This is a genomic window from Candidatus Dependentiae bacterium, from assembly GCA_018266175.1.
Lineage (GTDB): Bacteria > Babelota > Babeliae > Babelales > RVW-14 > JAFEAY01.
The window spans coordinates 19,838-36,461 of the sequence record JAFEAY010000028.1; the positions used below are offsets into that span (position 1 = coordinate 19,838).

13 protein-coding genes are annotated in these 16,624 nt (G+C 40.4%); 9 read left to right on the forward strand and 4 right to left on the reverse strand.

Features of this window, described 5'->3' with window-relative positions:
* Positions 1-151: 151 nt before the first annotated feature.
* From JST56_07385 to JST56_07395, 3 genes are all read left to right on the forward strand, one after another.
* Complete coding sequence (locus JST56_07385; protein MBS1988778.1) at positions 152-1,201, forward strand: hypothetical protein; 1,050 nt, start codon at positions 152-154, stop codon at positions 1,199-1,201.
* 146 nt (positions 1,202-1,347) lie between these two features.
* Positions 1,348-1,734: a VOC family protein gene (locus JST56_07390; protein ID MBS1988779.1), complete on the forward strand. Its 387-nt coding sequence runs from the start codon at positions 1,348-1,350 to the stop codon at positions 1,732-1,734.
* A 184-nt stretch (positions 1,735-1,918) separates the two neighbouring features.
* Positions 1,919-3,019, forward strand: a complete 1,101-nt coding sequence (locus tag JST56_07395; GenBank protein MBS1988780.1) for a hypothetical protein — start codon at positions 1,919-1,921, stop codon at positions 3,017-3,019.
* A gap of 2 nt (positions 3,020-3,021) precedes the next feature.
* Here the strand turns inward: JST56_07395 and JST56_07400 are convergent, their stop codons facing one another.
* Positions 3,022-3,501 (reverse strand): hypothetical protein, encoded by a 480-nt coding sequence (locus JST56_07400; protein ID MBS1988781.1) that lies wholly within the window; start codon positions 3,499-3,501, stop codon positions 3,022-3,024.
* A gap of 53 nt (positions 3,502-3,554) precedes the next feature.
* Positions 3,555-4,079 (reverse strand): hypothetical protein, encoded by a 525-nt coding sequence (locus tag JST56_07405; GenBank protein MBS1988782.1) that lies wholly within the window; start codon positions 4,077-4,079, stop codon positions 3,555-3,557.
* Between the two features lie 201 nt (positions 4,080-4,280).
* Here JST56_07405 and JST56_07410 point away from each other — a divergent pair, with 201 nt between their 5' ends.
* Both JST56_07410 and JST56_07415 read left to right on the forward strand, forming a co-directional pair.
* On the forward strand, positions 4,281-5,465 hold the full coding sequence (locus JST56_07410; protein MBS1988783.1) for a hypothetical protein: 1,185 nt from the start codon (positions 4,281-4,283) through the stop codon (positions 5,463-5,465).
* Positions 5,466-5,584: 119 nt separating this feature from the next.
* Positions 5,585-7,228, forward strand: coding sequence for a hypothetical protein (locus JST56_07415; GenBank protein MBS1988784.1), 1,644 nt, complete (start codon positions 5,585-5,587; stop codon positions 7,226-7,228).
* A gap of 54 nt (positions 7,229-7,282) precedes the next feature.
* On the opposite strand, the gene JST56_07420 is transcribed toward JST56_07415, so the two are convergent.
* Positions 7,283-9,289: a hypothetical protein gene (locus JST56_07420; GenBank protein ID MBS1988785.1), complete on the reverse strand. Its 2,007-nt coding sequence runs from the start codon at positions 9,287-9,289 to the stop codon at positions 7,283-7,285.
* Between the two features lie 174 nt (positions 9,290-9,463).
* Between JST56_07420 and upp the strand changes: the two genes are divergently transcribed.
* On the forward strand, positions 9,464-10,234 hold the full coding sequence (upp, locus tag JST56_07425; protein ID MBS1988786.1) for a uracil phosphoribosyltransferase: 771 nt from the start codon (positions 9,464-9,466) through the stop codon (positions 10,232-10,234).
* Between the two features lie 47 nt (positions 10,235-10,281).
* On the opposite strand, the gene JST56_07430 is transcribed toward upp, so the two are convergent.
* Positions 10,282-10,980: a hypothetical protein gene (locus JST56_07430; protein ID MBS1988787.1), complete on the reverse strand. Its 699-nt coding sequence runs from the start codon at positions 10,978-10,980 to the stop codon at positions 10,282-10,284.
* 425 nt (positions 10,981-11,405) lie between these two features.
* Here JST56_07430 and JST56_07435 point away from each other — a divergent pair, with 425 nt between their 5' ends.
* The 3 genes from JST56_07435 to JST56_07445 all read left to right on the forward strand — a co-directional run bounded on the left by JST56_07435 (position 11,406) and on the right by JST56_07445 (position 16,479).
* Positions 11,406-12,308: a hypothetical protein gene (locus tag JST56_07435; GenBank protein ID MBS1988788.1), complete on the forward strand. Its 903-nt coding sequence runs from the start codon at positions 11,406-11,408 to the stop codon at positions 12,306-12,308.
* 52 nt (positions 12,309-12,360) lie between these two features.
* Complete coding sequence (locus JST56_07440; GenBank protein MBS1988789.1) at positions 12,361-13,905, forward strand: hypothetical protein; 1,545 nt, start codon at positions 12,361-12,363, stop codon at positions 13,903-13,905.
* 201 nt (positions 13,906-14,106) lie between these two features.
* Positions 14,107-16,479 (forward strand): hypothetical protein, encoded by a 2,373-nt coding sequence (locus JST56_07445; GenBank protein ID MBS1988790.1) that lies wholly within the window; start codon positions 14,107-14,109, stop codon positions 16,477-16,479.
* The last annotated feature ends 145 nt before the right edge of the window (positions 16,480-16,624 follow it).

Genomic DNA, 16,624 nt, shown 5'->3' on the forward strand with positions numbered 1-16,624 from the left:
TGTAGACAATTGGTAATGTTGAAGTTATCCCGTTATTTTCGCCTCTTTCCGGACAAAAAATTCTTTTGTGCATTCTTGCAACTGCTTATTTATTTCTGGTTTACTCTGATCAGTATTATTTGTTTGTCCCATAACAGAGTAAGGGGAAGTTATGATGGATTCAAAAATGATGTTACTGCTTGGGGTGGTTCTATTGAGTGGATGGGGTTCTGTTTGTGTTGCGGGATTTGGTGATGATCAGGTTCCACTTTTGCATGATTATCATGATGGAAATAGTCTGCAGTTTAATCAGGAGCAGGCGCCATTAGCCTATCAATCGTGCCCAGCATTTGGCGTTTTTCAGCCAGGAGAGCAGCTGTCTCCTGCGGCTTATTTTTCACAGGTGCCAGATTATTTAGAGGGTAATGGACTTTCTGGAAACGAGGCTCCAGGATATGTGCTCGCATCTGATTTTAAAATGAAGCAGCAGGATAGTGTACTTACCCCATTGCAGCAATATTTCATTGGGCAGCCTGCAATTGAGACTGAAAAACTTGTTCTGTGCCCACTGGGTGTTGAGCATGCACAAGCGTTGGCGCCATTGTTTGGGGCTTATACCAAAGAATTTTTTGCTGCTTTAGTTGCTCAGCGTTTAACCGGTTCTGTTGTACCGTGGGTAGTTTACCTCAAGGGAAGTAACGATACGCCTGGCCAAGTGATAGGTTATTGTGGGTTTGATGCTGTTACGGATAGAAATGAGGGTCTTATTGTCTGCGAATTTTTACAGGAGTTTTGTTCAAAAGGGAATTATTTTGAGCAGGCGATGTTCGTTATTTTAAGCGAAGGCTTTTCTTATTTGGGCTTTGATAAAATAATACTTGATAAAAGAAGCAATGTTTCAGGTGCCCAGCGCGTGAGAGATATCGGTTTTACATCAACAATGTTGTACGATCGCTGTGCTGGAAAATATGCTGAAATACGACGCTTTGCCATAACCAGAGACCAATATTATAAGCTTGATGCCCAAAGCCAAGAAATGCTTCGTGTCAGCGCTTATGAGGTAAAGAATAGCGAGAAAATGGTGTGCGATGACCAGACTTCAGTGGGTAAAGAAATTTCATTGTCCGGAGATCAAAAGCAGAATGCTTTTGTAAAATGGATTAAGAACTTATTTGCAAGTAACTTCCGTGAACCTGGTTATGAGAAAATAACGAATCAGTAAATTAAGTCTTAAATAAAAGTACTCAGGCCTCGGGTATAAAAACTCGAGGCTTTTTTGATGTTTGACACTACTGCTTAATAATTCATAATTAGAATTACTGTTGGCTGTTTGATTTGAATAAGGATCTTTTTGTATAAGGAAAAAGCATGGCGATTAGAAAAATAGACTTGGCTTGGATCACTGTTTCCGATTTTGCTCAAGCAAAAAAATTCTTCGTTGATACCCTTGGATTGACCGTATCTGGTGGTAATGAACAGTTTAGCTGGCTTGAATTACGCGGCCAAGATGGTGGTATGCTTTTAGGCGTTGGCGGGAGCAAGCCCAATGATGGCTGTACGATCAAGCCTGGTCAAAACGCTGTTATGACTTTTACTGTTGATGATATGGAGCAGACCAAGGCCGAACTAGAAGCCAAGGGAGTCGTCTTTGCAAGCGAGATCATTGAGATCCCTGGCATTGTAAAAATGGCTCTTTTTGTTGACTCAGATGGCAATAAGTTTCAGTTGGTTGAGAACTTAGAGCAGAACCAATAGCTTTTACTAATTTTTGAATATAATTCTGGAGCCCCTCAATAGGGGCTTTTTTCTTGATTTACACCTAAATTCATCTCGAAACACAGCTTTCTTGCAATTCAGGCAGAAAACAACCCGTTTGATTTTTTTTATTATATATTTTATATTGAAAATAATAGTTAACCAGGTAATGGAGGTTGTATCTATGAATTTTATCAATAGATCGTATGTTTTCCCTGTGTTTTTGACGCTGGGTATGATTGCTGGAACTCTTGGGTTTTCAACCATTTTAGTAAAAAACCGAGTTGGCATTAATGATCAGCAGTTATTTTTACAGCGCCATGCTCTGCCTGCATCATCAAAGCAACTCTTTAAATCATTTTTCAAAACCCATAAGCTTGATCCTTCACTTTTTACCTTGACTGAAAAAGAGCTTGAACAACGTCTTACCGATCTTGGATTTGAGCGTACTGCCACGGGAAGTAACTCTTTGGTTATGCGTTGTCCGGAGCAATTGGGTAACTTTGTTGTCAAAGCGCCTGGCCGATTTCATGAAGTAACACGAGCGGTGGTTGATAAGCCGCTGGAAAATATATCACGAGCTCAAGGTGCCGACCGCATTAATGAATATGCTCATCAAGCGGGAGTTAAAAGTGTTAAAGCCGTTGATGAATATCTCTTTCATGTTCCGGGTGCGCCAAAAGAGCTGAGTGATTACAACTATCTGGTTGTCGAACCGTATCTTGATCTTGATCAAAAAAAATCATTTGATGACTTTTCATATGAGCAGTTTAAAGAAACCGTTGATATCATTGATGCTGTTCAGTACGGAGACACGCATAGTGATAACATTGTGCTTGATCAACAAGGAATCGTTTATTTCTTGGATACGTCACAACGTGATTATTTGGCTGCGTATAAAAATTTACCTTCAGCGCTTTATTTTTCAGATGGATCTGAAAGCGATGATGATCAACTTGAGATTGCTTCTTGTGTAAGCAACGAGGAGCAGCTGATTGAGTCCATGAAAGCGAGTGTCGATCCAATGCATCTGGTTGCAGCTCAAAAAGCCAGCACAAAGCTCGATGTTATTTTTCATGGGCTTATGCCACTTTGCAAAGAAAAAATTGATGTTGCCAAGCGAGCATATTTACAAGAAAAAGTTGATAAGCTCGTTAAAGAAGTTGAATTTCTTGTTGAGCCATTTAAGAGCAGTCAAGCGTTTGAAACAACGGAGCCACATTCAAAAAGCTTACATGAAGCCATACAGGCAACCTTTGCACAATCTAATCTTCACGCGGCTTGATTTTATACAGAGCTGCGTCGTGGCGAATAGATTAAAATATTGTCTGCGGCCGTTTCTTTATCTGGTACCGTAAAGCCCACTTGAAGGCAAGCATGAACAAGTTCTTCTTGTTCGGGTGTGATATGAATAATGCACTTGGTGCATGCAAATTGAGTACTTAAAAATTCAACAAGAAGAGGCAATAATTCTGTATGATCTTGAGTGATTATCATTTCAGAAATCTCGCATATTGAATTTCCGTCATTACATTTTTTAGCACAAACAAGTGAGCCTCGACCAACGCGTCGATCGGTTTCTATGTTTATTTTAAATTCATTTTGAGCATCATCAAGACGATACCTGGCAAAATAATATCCTCTAAAGAGCGTATTACTGATGTAAGTTGTTGTTCGACTCTCTGAAGGGTTGAGTGAAAGCTTCATAGCCTGTATTGGCAAAGCTATCATGAACATTAAAAAAAGAGCCGAAATATTTTTTTTCATGGGTACTCCATTATTATCTGAAATTAAGCATTTTTATTGATCTATTTGCCCCGTTAGATTGTTTTATTTGATAGATTTTCTTCAATAATCGATTTGGTTGCTATTTCATAATTGAGTTCTTTGCAAGCATCATACACCAATTTATTTTTTTCAGAAACGTGCCATATGAGAGTGCTCATCGTAAAATGAATTTTTAAGTAGCTATGAAGTGCACGAATAACATCTTGATGGTCTTGGCTAACTTCCAGATCATGAATATGTGCAGTTGCGTATCCCGCATATGATGGATCAAACATGATTGTTGCTTTGCCTCGGCCAAGACGCGTAGGTGTTTCAAAGCTTATTTCAGCAGTATTTGGGATCTGGTGAAATTGTGGTCCAGATTGTTTTATCAACTTATAATGCGTGAAAATATAATTTTGATGAGTAATGGTCGACTCACGAACCTTTATCACTTGAGGTGCCCGATCGATATTTTGGATAGCTCCTGGTGTGGGTTGTTTGAGCTCCATGATTTCATCTGCACATAGTATTCCAGGCGCACATAAAAGCGTGAATAAAGATATCTTTTGTAACATTGCAATCTCCTTTGATAAATCTATTTTTTTATAGGTGAAATGAGTCTAGCACCAAATAATTTTATTCTGCAATGAGTAAATAGTTCTTTCGAGCAAAAGTCTGTTGTTACTCTTCTGTAAATAATTGACTTTTGGTAATGCGTCATGCCTACACTAGCTTCCAAGTTCTCAGGGGAATTATCTGCTTAACAAGGGGTCGTCATGAATATCGTGCAGCATTTTTATTTATTTATAGTATTTGTGTTCATTGGAGGTTTTCTTAAAACTGCGCAGGCTGTTATTGTGGATGGCTTACCAAATCCGGTGTCTCATGCTTATACAGTAGCAGTTCTTGATCTTGCTGCACGGTACGGAGCTCAAGAGCCCTGCAATTGGGAAGAACATGAAGCAAATATTAATAGTGTTTATGATGAGCACAATATGGCAGCGCCTTTGAGTATGAATGAGTGGGTTGATCAGCTTTGCGTGTTGGCAGAAGAAATGAGTAAGTCTATGACTGATGATCAAGATATTGATACTTCCGGGATTGTCCATGATCACAATTTTGTAAAATTTTGTCGTATGCTTGCGGCTTCAATGCTTTTTCAAATAAATTATGAAAAATATATAGAATCCTGGAAAGAGCATTCTCGGTTAAGTTCATTACTTGAAGAGCACAGACAGGAATCATTTGCCCTCTTAGGGAAAATTCAAGGTCGATTTGAACATCAAGCTTATGCTCAGAGCCTACAAACACATTATTATTCGATTCATGCATTGAACATTCAAACTGCTTCAGCATATTATTTGGGCTATCATCATTTGAGTTGCTACTCAATTAAATTAATACTTCAAGTTTTGGTGAAGGGATATTTTCATTGGAATATCATAGAACAACGCCAGGTGGTTGGTTTAGGCCGAGAAGATTTTTGCCCCGATTCGGACCAACGATTTGAAGAAGATGATGGTGAGCTGCACAGTCAAAATGATGTGCATGAAATAGGTATGAGAAGAGGAAAGTTAAGTTGCTGTTACAAAGTGTGTAAAACATTAAAGATGGTTGCTCAGGATCGCGCATTTGAAGAGGCTCTTTGGGAAGATATCAATAAGAGAATAAGAGAATTTGACGGTGTTGGTTTTGTCTATTCTCCAATAGTCCTTGCAGGCCTTGCCGCATCGTCTGAAGACACCGCAAACTTTTTAGCATCGTGCGTCCTTCAAAATTTTGAAAAGATGCATAGTCACTTTATCTATTTAATTTTTTCAAATCCACTCACGTGTATTAAGCAAGAAGCATTGTTTGCATTTGCGCAGCATTTTTCCGAAGAAGTTGCCAAAGAGCAAGCAAGTGGTTGGGTTCATCAACAAGCAGAGGCGGTTGCTTGGAAAAACATCTTAGGACAATAATAAAAACATTCAAAAAAGTTGATAAAAATTGAAGAGCATTTTATGGTATTTTAAGCTCAAATAAAAGCTCAAGTCGTTGGTAAGTTGGTTTGTGGAGGTTAAAATTCAAGGAGAAGGTGATGAAGAAATTGATGCTTTTTGCTCTGATTGCAATTAATGGCGCTTGGACAACCGATCGGCTGTTTGCCATGGACCAATACGTGGAATATAGCTCTGATGAAGAGGGGGAATTGAGTGATAATTATGGTGATAATTCTGATGCAAGTAATGAATTTTTAGATGTTATACCTGCATCACAAAACCGCCGTACTCCAAAAAAAGAAAAGAAAGAAAAAAAGAGTGATAATAAAAAACCGGGCAAAGGCGGCACCGACGTATTAGGTACTATTGTTGACACCGCAAAAGCTGCGTATGAGTTTGAACAAGCTCATCAAGATCAAATTATTTCGGGTGTCAAAACAGCTGTAGCCATTGGCGGAAAAATTGAGGAAGCTGCTGATAAAGTGATTGGTGATGGTGATGGTGATCTTACATTCGAAGAAGTAAAAGCTTTTTTGAAAAAAATTGGAAAAGGTCTTGGGAAAGTAAAAAACCTTGTTGCTGGCGCATTTAAAAAAGATAAGCCCGTAGATAGTTTATCGAGTGACTCAGCTCCTGTAACACGCAGCACACGTCGTTCGGGTTCAAAGGAAGCTGCTTCAGGAATAGTTGATAAAGCTGCTGCAAAAGCAAAGAAAGCTTTAACTTCATTGAAATATCTTCTAGAGGGTGAGGTTGCGTACAGACTTCTTCAGCTTGAAAATACAAGAGATCAAGCACTTGAGCTGTTTATTCAAAACCATTCCGATTTACAAGCAGCTGTCCAACATTTATTGGATAGATTAAACGGCAAACACATGCGCGGGTTACCAGATCGAGACATTAAGGTGCTTAATGAATTTATCGATGCGCTTACTGCAGCCCAAAACGGCGGTGAAGATTCTGGAGAAGTTGTTGTTGATGAGCACGATGATATTGATGTAATAGTGGATGGTAAAAATCTGCTTGATGTGGCTTACGGTGCGGAAGAATTTATTGACGAACATCAAGAAGAATTGCAAGCTGCAGGTGGATTTTTTGAGCGATTAATTGATTACCAAGATGCAGATGGAAAAATAACGGTTTCCGATATCCCAGAAATTTTGAAAGCATTAATCAAAAAAATTGGTAAAGTTAAAGGCTTGCTTGGAAAGCTTGGGAGCAAGAAAAAAGAAGCACCAAAGCGTTCTTTGAGACCAGACCCCGTTGATGATGCGGCCATGGTTCAGGTTAAGAGTGGTTTACTTGCAATTGGTACACGTCTTCAACAGCTCAGCGTAGCTTTTGGTGTTTCTCCCAAAGAGTTACAACAGGTTATTAAGGGCATGGAAGTTGCCGAGTTACACAAGTATTTGAATGAAGGTGATGAAGAGCAGGATGTTTTATCTCTTAATGCTCAAATCGAAAAATATACAAAAATGTGTGGTAGTCAGCGTACACCAGTTAACCCCCAAGCAATTGCTGAATGTCTCAAGGTTACCTTAGCATTTGCTACTCATTTGCAAGAAGCATGTTCAGTTGTTGAAGTTGTTGCTACAGGAGCACCACAAACCCGCTACGGTCGTTTTGCAAGCAAGATCAATTGCAGACGCGCGGCTGTTGGATTGGGAGTTTTAATTACCGGTGTTACCGCTCTCTTGGCTGGTGGTGAGCAACTTGGCTGGTGGGATATTTATCCAGCATAGTGCTGAGTGCTAAAATTAAGAATGATGTGAAGCCGGCGGAAACGCCGGCTTTTTTCATGTTCGTTGCGGTGTAATCAAAGCAATATCTTGATGAGAAATTCCGGGTTCGAGGCTATACGAAAACCTTTTGCGTCCATTTGGTTTAATGTATGCGGGGAGTTGAAAGTTTTGAAAGCTTTTTGATTGTTCTGCAAGCTGTGTAACGCGTGCAAAATGTGTCGTCATCAAGCTGATGCAGTTCTTGCTTTGTTCAAGCTTGCGTGCAAGCGAGCATGTTGCCTCTTCACCAATTACTGGTGAGCCGGTGCTTAAAACTTTATCAAAGGCAAAAAAGTGAAATATTTCAGGACCTTTTGCTTCCAGACTTTTTATAAAATCGTCAGCCTGCTCATCAGGTGTTCTGAGTTGTGATGCTTCAATTTTTTTATCATTATTTGGGTTCAGGTGTGTGACTATGTTGTGAAATGGTGTGAGCTGCATACTGCTTGCCGGCGCAATACCGCAGCTTTGTGCCATAAGCACAGCAAAGGTGACCTCTTTGAGCACCGTTGATTTGCCCCCGTTGTCTGGGCCGGTGATGACCGCATTGCGTGCAGGTGATCTTCCACCAAGTGTTACCGCGTGGGGGATAACTTTGTCTGTGCTGATAAATGGGTGCCAGACATCAGAGAGTGTTAAGACTGGCTTGGAGTCCTGTATAAATTCAACCAATGAAAAACGAGCTTTTTTATCAGAAGATTCTTTGCATAACTTGGCCAGTGACAAAAATGCATCAAGCTTGCCAACGCAGGTCAGCCCAGGGGCTAGGTCATCTTTTATTTGATTGATGAGGCGATAGGCGCGCAATGTATTGCCATGAAGCCAAAATGTCGATGGTTGGCTTTGCAGCTCATCAGAAGAGAGCAGTTCTATAAATTCCTGAATCGCTGGGGTTTGACGTTTGAGTGTGTCAAAAAACAAACTTAAACATGTAAGTTCCTGGCAGTTGCGGAGGGCAGGATTTTCAGTAATGATGTTTTTGAGTTCGTGCATAACATTAACAACCTGCGCAGCATGTGCCATGAGACCATGTAGACCGTTTTCCAATAGAATGTGAGACCGGAACTTTTTAAAATAATCAAATGAGCAGGTGCCGCATATAATTCCGGTGATAATTGCGGTAAGCCCTCGAATGAGATTGTTGTCATATTTCCATACTTTTCCAACAAGCCATCCTCCCGCCTTCTTGCTTTGGTCAGCTTGTGTCGCAAGTTCGTGAGGAGTGTTGGCGTTGATGAGTTGTAAAATTCCGTAAGAGATCAACACGATAGAGGCAAAACCGGTTTTTGTCCCGACTATCAGTTCCATGCTGCGGTCGTAGACGCTCAGCCCGTCAAGTGCTGGAGTATATTCGTTCAGTGGCTTGCCCAGAAGAGCCTCGTAATAGCAACGTCGTGTCGACTGTTTGAGAGGGTCTTTATTCCACCAGGAAAGCACAACGCTTTCAGATTGTGCAAGTGATCCAAGAAGTCTGTTTAAATTACCGAAAAGATCATCATTATTTAAAATTGTTGAGATAACTTGTTGCCGTTCAAGAAGTGTTTGAACGTGTGAAATTGGATTTGCTAAAAGTTGGAATAGTGAAATTTTGCCCAGTTCGCTGGACGTTCGATCAATAATTGATGCTAAGTAGGTTTCTTTATTTGAATCTCCCTTGAAAAGGCTTAGATCGTGCCACGTGCTCAGGTCATCACCCAGGACATTGGGTACAATATTTTTGGTCTGCTCAGTTTCTTGGAAAAAATCAAACGCAAGAAGACGCTTTCTTTTCGCGCAAGGGTTGATGATGTCAGCCAGTGTGTGCTCTATAAATTTTTCAAACGATGGCTCTTCCCACCATGGCTCTTGCCACGAAAAGGTCTGCATATTAATTGCTGCAAGCTTTTGCAAGGTTGAGTTCGGTACTTGTTGCTCAAGTGACAGGCTTATTTTTTCTTGTATTTCATGGACAGAGGTGTTGGCCTCAGCGTGACTGATAAAAAATGATACAAAAATAACGATGCTGTAAAAAATTGTAATCATAAAAAATACTGAATTTAAAGGTAAAAAGTCATCTATACGAGTGCTAAAAAGTTTAAAGAGAGAATTATGCTTTGTAAATGGGGTTTGTTTGTGATAGCATTTGCCTAATTTCTTTTCAGAACAGGTGTTTTTGAAGGGGTATATTTAAAAAAAATGACGTTATGAAAGGATGTCATGCAAAGATTGCGACCGTTATTGTATTATTTTTTTATCGCCGGAACGCTTTTTACGGGGTCAGCAGGAGCAATGTTGGACGAGTATGCCGAGCCCTCTGTCCCTGCTATCGTTAAAAATTATAAGCCTCTTTCTCCCTTAGAATTGATGCTTTTAACCACACTGCGTGATCAAAATACCGACATGGCACTTTTTTCCGGAACGGTTCGTAACCTGACGCCATTTCTGGTCCAGCGTGTTTTTCAGTGTTTGGAGATGCAAGATGTTATTATTCAAACACCCGTTGCTCAGTCTATTGGTGCTGAACTAAAAAATAATATCGTACTGGTAACCGTCTTGCGTTCTGGTGATGCATTGCTTGAAGGTTTTCGCCGTTATTTACCTGATGCACCTGTTGGAAAAATTTTGGTGCAGCGTGATGAGCAGACATCAGAGCCCAATTACCTTTACCGTAAAGTTCCAAAGGCGTTTAAAAATAATAAGAAAATTGTGATTCTTGAGCCGATGATTGCAACCGGTGGTAGTCTTAGTATGGTTATTGAAATTTTGCTACACAATGGCGTTGCTCAAGAAAATATTATTGTTTCAAGTGTGGTTGCAGCCCCTGAAGGCTTACATAAACTTGCGGAAAAATTTCCTGAAATTTCTGTAACGGTACTGAGTATTGATGAAAAGCTTAACGAGAAAATGTTTATTGTTCCTGGGTTGGGCGATTTTGGTGATCGTTTTTATGGAACCGATGATTATGATGCAGATTCTGAGGACGATTAAAATTTAATTGGGCCCTGAAATATGGGCCCTTAATAGCATGGGGGTTATCACCGTTTGCACGCAAGACCCTTTGGTCCTTTCCATGTTGCATCAGCACAAACCCAGTCACTTTTTCGCTCAAGCTCTTTTATATCAATTTTTCCTGATTTTATAAGTTCAGATGGCAACCTTCGCCATGTCGAGCAATGAGTACACAGAATCCAATTGATAACTCGCGTATTGCTTTTTCGTGGTCGTTTATTCTCTTTTCCCCGCCGTCCTTTTTTTTCAAGCTCAAGCGTGACCTGAGTTGCTGCACAAACAGCAACACCATCAACAAAGAGCTTGTGTTCTTGCCAGTAGATATCATTACAGGTCCAGCGCGGATTGCTTTGAATTAAGCTAAAATCTTCAGTTTCAGGTATTACATGAATGGTTTTGCAGCTTGAGCAGGTCATAAGCCGTTTTCTTTCGGCTCGTATGCGCGCAGATTGTTCACGGCTAAATGCTTTACCTTCAGCCTTTTCTTCAAGTTCATATGGTTTGTGGCGTGCTTGATAGCATTCGTCATCAGTATCTTCATCGCTTGACTCCTCATAGGCAGTTGTCTGACACGTTGTATCATCAAGGTCCTTTGAGTACAAATCTATGAGCAGGCGAAAACCCGGTTTACAGATTTCTGTTTGCATGGCAACTAGATCAGGAGTATGTGATAATCCCAAGAGCGGAACGAGTAAAACAAATAAGAAATAATTCAACAATGGCATGCAGTTCTTTCATGAGTAGATATTGCTACAATTTTCAAACACAAATATTTTTGTTTCATTTTGCGACAGTTTTCTTTGGGCCGGTTCAACTCAATTTATGCTGATTATCGACTTTTATTTATAGATAAAATGCATACTTGATAAATATTTTATTGATCCTGTAGAGTAAAAAAGATTACTTTTCTCAAGAAAATTGCGACGTAATGGGGGAGGAGGATTTTATACATGATAGTCGAAAAAATCAAATATTTTTCTTGCTATCATCATGATTCCTGTTTAATACTTCGAAATAAGTTGTTTGTATAAAATTATTAAAACAGTTGTTGCCAAATAAGCCGGAGATAGGGAGTTTTAGAAAAAGCGAGAAAGAATTCTACGTTGAGTTTTTAGTGAAGTGTGGTTTCTTCAAATAAGGAGTGTAGATTATGAAGAACACAAGAAGCACCATGAAGTTGTTGCTCCTCAGTCTGACATTTGCTGCGATTCATTTTTCAGCAAGTCCAATGCAGTGGATTGTTCAACCAAGCGAGCAAACAATTGAAGTAAGACAGCAAGCAATTTTAACATTACAAGAACAAATATCAGCAAGTTTAATTGAGCAGCGAAAAGTAGAAGCAGGGTGGATTTTTAGTAAACCCAAAGAAAGCGTTGAAGTGTTTTTTGCGGCAAATCCAACTCCTCAAGTACTGAGAGCTCTGTTTAATCTTGGCGAATATGGTCATGCATCAAATCATCTTCAAAACTTTTTAAACAGAAAAAATGATGACGCTGCAAAGCGGCATGCGTACAATTTGGCGACTACGCTTGCAATGGAAGGTTGCGCACCTGCGTTGTATCAATTAACCAGTTATTTAGCACGTTGCGTTGCTGTTGATCGCAGCTTAATGAGCCAAGAGTATATGGATAATGCTCTACATGTAGCGCTTATGGGTTTAGTTGCAACAGAGCACGCATCGCTTTGGTTTGAAAGTAATTTTGCAGAGAATCAAGAGCTTATGGCCCGTGTTGCAAAATCTAAAGCAGCCTTGCAAGCTCAGTATAATGAGTTTATAGAAATAGTACTCGGTCAAGCAAAAGCAGACAAAGAGTATTTGGCAGCTGCTTGCGCCAGCGTTGAAAAAATTATAACAAATGCCTGGGCTGCAAGTGATCCTGTCTGGCTTACTTTGGTAACATTTGATCGCTATCAAAATATTGGATTTGATCAGCTTACACAAGCTCAAGCAGATATTTTCAATGTGGTTGAAGCTCATGATCGCGCCGAACAACTTGTTCAAGCAGTAGAGCACGTTAAGGCAAATATGGGCCTTGTTGCTGAGCTAGAATAAGAAATTTTAGGGTAAATAATAATTGATATTTTCCAGAATTAAAGGAGAACTCATGAAGAAAATAGTTGTTCTTATGAGTGTAGGTTTGCTGACCTTGGGGAGCTATTCGTTTAGCATTGCAATGCAAGAGGATGATGGCTGGAATGATGATGGTTATGGATTTTATGATTCACAGAGCTACGATTATGAAGATGAAGTAGAGGCGCTTGCTGGAAATATTGAACAGCTTTCATTTCAAGACGTAAAGCAAAAGATGCAAGATTCTTTAAAGACCATAGAAACTCTGGGATTGAGTAAAACCATAGTGAATGAAATCATTGAGCAAGGTAAACGTAGGGGCGGCGGTCGAGTTTTGTCTGACGACATAAGGTTGTTAGAGGAAAAACGAGCAGCTGTTTCTGAAGAATTGATCGAGAGTATTAATGAAAGAAGAAGAACTTATCAAGAAGATGTAAATTCTGCAAAGCAAAATTTACTCTATGATCTGAGTCAAAGAGTGGTTAAGCCAGTTGATAAAAAAGCTTTCGAAGCCAAGATGCGTGAAAATGCTCGGATACAAGATGAACTTTTCAGAGCAAAAGATCGAGTGTGTTCTGAAGAAGAAGAGATATTCTTAAATCTTGATAGACAACATGCTGCTTATCAAAAACAATTGATGACAGGAAAGGTTAAGCTTGCTCCGCTTAATCTAGCAAGATCGTGTAAGCATGCAAAATGCTCTCAAATTGAAGTTCAAGACTCAGAAAGAGAAACGCTTGCTCACGCCTTGAATGCAGGAAAACTAGAAAAAGAAGAAATATTGCATGGCTTACAAGCTGAAGTTGCTCGTCGTAGAGCTGCGTTAATGAATCTTGCTTTTTCATCAGGTACTGTTATTAATATGGGTGAGTTTAAATTTAATAAACATTACCAAGTTTTGGCTGATCAATGCTTTAAAAGCCCTGAGGGAATCCAGTATGGATTAGACCTTGCTTTTAAAAGCGGCGATATTCTGGCCTTAATTACTTACAGTGATTACTTAAATCGATATTATGAAAGTAACTTTGTATTTGATTATCTTGCATGGAAAGAGCTTTTATCAACATTGCTTTTAACCGGTATTCGTATCTCTCAAGATGCTCATGCGGTAGCGGCAGTTGATGCGTTTATTGATGCAATGGTGCAAGAACATTTACCAGTTGATACTCGTTTTGTTGCATGGAAGCAAAGCATGAATAAGTGGATCGGAAAAACTGATTTGCAATATGCTCAATTATCACAAGAGGGCGTTTTGGCATACATGTCCAGAATCTGGGTTCCTCGTATGATCAATGCAATGAAGTCTGAAGCGCTTCCTTCTTTTCCAACCGTTCTAGCTCATGTTAAAGAAATTGTAGCTGCTATTGACCCAGCTTCAATGCCAACTCCTGCGGTTGTTTGCTGCTTAAATGGGAATGTCTCTTGGAATGCAAGCAAAGCTTTAGAAGAAGCGTTCAGAATGTTTGATTTTGCGCAGAACAGACAAGAAGGACTTGAGATAGTACTTCATCAGTTTGAATCTTGCAAAAATTGGACCGATTTTATGACCAATGTTTTAGGCGTTGTTGTTCCTAAATAAGAACACATTGAGATAATTAAAGAAATTTAATACCTCAAATTTCTAAAAAAGGCGTCTTCCCTGGGTAAGGGAGGTCGCCTTTTTTTACTTTTTTTCTATCAAACCCTTGATTTTGTATTTACTATTAGTGTTATATTTGAAATAGAAAGTAGTATTTTTGTTAAATATGTAAGTCTAATAGTAAATAAGGAGAGGGGTTTTATGAAGAAGTTTGTTAAAGGATTTAGCCGAGCTTTAGGCCTGTGTATGGTCATGGGCTTGGTTGCCGTTTTTGGATTGCAGGCGATGGATCAAGCGGCGGTAACAGCTGCTCCGGTTGTAGCATCTGCTCCAGCTGTAACACCAGCGCCGGTTGTTGAAGCACCCGCAACCGTTGCAGCTCCTGTTATGGCTTCAACTGTTGCACCTTCAACCGAGCAGGCTAAAGTTGCAGAAATACAGGTTGGGCAAAGTGATATTGCTCGTGTAGAGGCTGAAATTGCCAAAGCAACTCAGGATGCTGAAGTGCTTAAGGTTAAGGCCGAAGAAGCAATGAAAAAAGTTTTGATGCTTGAGCAGACGGGCAAAATCGCCAGCGATGAATATGCTCCAGCGTCAGCAGAAGCGTTACGTCTTCGTGAAGAGTATGAAAATGCTCGTTTAAGGATTACTAAGCTTGTAGGTGAAAAAGCTTCAGTTGTTGCTCAATCACAAGGTGTGAAGTTGAGCTTGATTGAGCAAATGAAGGCTCGAATTGGAGCTGCGGTACAAGTGCTCAAGCAAGAAGCCGCTGTGCATTTGGCAAAAGCTGAAATGGCTCCAGTGACTCAGCTTGCCGCTGAAGTTGCAAAAACTATTCCTGCCGATAAGGCGCTTTCAACGCCAGTAGCGGTGCCATTCACTGCAGAGCTATCACCAGAAACATTGAAGCTTAAAGAGCAAGCAATAAAGGCTCGAGAAGAGTCGAGTAAAGCTGCCCAACGAGCACAGCTTGCAGAAGAGCAGATGAACAAATTGACTGCTGAATATGAAAAGACTAAGCAATCAATTGCACTTGCTCAAGCTCGAGAAGCTGAAGCAAATCAAAAAGCACTTGAGTTGCAAGCAAAAGTTGATGCAGCAGCCGCTGCTGCAAAGCAAGCTGAGCTCAAAGCTGCGCAAGTTGCTCCTATCGTACAACAAGCAGCGGCGGTGCCAGTACCCGGTGCAGCATCTGCACCGGTAGTTGTAACCGCGGTAAACCTTCCTGGCGGCTTTGAAGCTGAAGGACATGGGCTTGTTGACTTGACGGTTGGTGCTCATAACAACGGACTTGAAATGTGGGCTGTAGACAGTAACAAAATGCTTCGTCGTTGGAATGCACAGCTTCCAGCAGGAAGTCGATTTGAAGTTGTTAATGCGGTTGATTCATCAGGTGCTGCATTGTCAGACTTCTCAAGTGTTTCAGTTGCGTCAGATGGAACTCTTGGAGCCATTAGTGGTGGTCGAGCATTCATTTACGACTGGTCAACAAATCAATGGTCAGCTATGAATGTTGGTGCTGAGCAAGAAAGTCTTATGCTTGATAAGATTTCTGTTGGTAACAACGTGAATATTTGGGCGGTTGATAGCAAAAATCAAAAAATTTATCAGTTAACACAAATTGGTTGGGTTGATCGTTTTGATGGAAAAGCGGTAAGTGCTTCGCTTGATAATACAGTACTTGCATTAAACGCTCAAGGCGTTGCTTCTCGTTATGTTCTGAGAACAGCAACTCCTACAGCTGCTAAACGAAAAAAAGCTCAGAAAAAAGCGGCAAAAGGTGTTAAAGGTAAAGCCTCTAAGAAAAAAGCTGTAAAAAAAGCTGCGAAGAAGGCCGCGAAGAAAGCTGCTGTTGTAGCTCAAGCGGGAGTTTCTGCTGAAGCTTCAACAACCGTTCAAGCAACTCCAAGTTCATCCTGGCAAGTAGTTGATCCAAATAATCGTCAAAAGCTTGATGACATTTCTGTAGTAAGTAAGGATCTTGCTCTTGGTGTTGCACAAGGGACCAGAGAGTTGATTCAATTGGTAAGCAATCGTACCCAATGGGCAAGCGCAATGGGTGCTGATGGTAAACCTGCAACAGGTATTGCTCGTATCGCTGCAAACGCTGCAGGGACTATGGCGATTATCGATGCTCAAGGCAATGTAAGTCGCCGTGGAACCGCTGCTGTTTCAGCAACAGCTGCTGCGGTTGCTCGTCAAAAAGCAACAGCAACAGGCAAGCCTGCTCAAAAAGGTGCAGCTCAGAAAGCTGGCAAAAAGGCTGGTAAAAAAGGAGCCAAAAAAGCGGCTAAAAAAGCTGGCAAAAAGGGTGTAGCTAAGAAAGCTGGTAAAAAAGGAGCCGCCAAGAAGGGTGCTAAAAAAGGCGCAGCTAAAAAGGGCGCCGCTGCTCAAGGTAAAGCTGCTGTAGGCAAGAGCGCTCGTAAAGCTACCAAGGGTAAAGGCTCAGCGCGTAAAGGTGCTGCAGCTAAAAAAGGAACCAAAAAATCAGCATCAAAAGCTCCAGCTCGTAAAGGTGCAAAGAAAAGTATGAAGCCTAAACGTGTAGGACAGAAAAAGTCAGCTGCAGTCTAAAAAGTAGATTAAAGTCTTAGTTTTAAAGAAGCGCGTGTTCAAAGCACGCGCTTCTTTTTTAACAAATCTATTTTTGACGTAACTAAATGTGTTAGCTTTTGCACATGTAGTGTTGTCATGAAAATAAAAATAAGCAGATCTTTTC